This window comes from Mesorhizobium sp. M7A.F.Ca.ET.027.03.2.1, assembly GCF_003999175.1.
Classification (GTDB): Bacteria; Pseudomonadota; Alphaproteobacteria; order Rhizobiales; family Rhizobiaceae; genus Mesorhizobium.
In genome coordinates this window covers 1-619 of record NZ_RZOM01001765.1, presented here as the reverse complement: position 1 = coordinate 619, position 619 = coordinate 1, and the positions used below count along the sequence as shown (strand labels likewise).

Here is a 619-nt window from a genome sequence, read left to right as displayed (position 1 = left end):
TCGCTGAAATTCGTCTGCCGGCAGGTGAAGCTCGAGATCACCAATGCCAACACCATGTTCACCCGCCGCTATCAGCCGGGCCAGATCATTCGCTCGCCGGTCGCGCATCATGACGGCAATTATTTCGCCGACGCCGACACGCTTGCCCGAATCGAAGGCGAAGGCCAGGTGGTGTTCCGCTATGCCGAGGGCACCAACCCTAACGGCTCGATCAACGACATTGCCGGCATCGTCAACAGCCAAGGCAATGTGCTCGGGCTGATGCCGCATCCGGAAAACCTGATCGAAGCAGCCCATGGCGGTACCGACGGCCGCGGACTGTTCGAGAGCGCCCTCGGCATCGCTGCCTGACGATATCGAAGCGAACAGCTTGAAAACAGCCGGACATTCCTGTCTCTTTGGAGCAAGTCTGGTTCATTGGGGAGAGAGACGGTCATGAAACTCTATTCGCGGCCGTTGTCGCCCTACTCGTCGATCGTGCGGGCATTGGCCTACATCAAGGACGTACCACTCAAGATCATCGCGCCGCCGCCCGGTTTTCCCATCCCGGAAGAGTTTCGCGCCATCTCGCCGATGAACCGGATTCCGGTGCTGATCACCGGCTCGGGCGAGACGCTCG

The 619-nt window shown here is 60.1% G+C and carries 2 protein-coding genes; both read left to right on the top strand.

The genetic code is table 11. The features are described 5' to 3' along the window. A partial coding sequence (locus tag EN750_RS37930; protein WP_189526845.1) for a phosphoribosylformylglycinamidine synthase subunit PurQ occupies positions 1-351 on the top strand: 351 nt, incomplete at its 5' end. Positions 352-435: 84 nt separating this feature from the next. Beyond that, on the top strand, positions 436-619 hold a 184-nt coding region (locus tag EN750_RS37925; protein WP_145968371.1), incomplete at its 3' end, for a glutathione S-transferase family protein.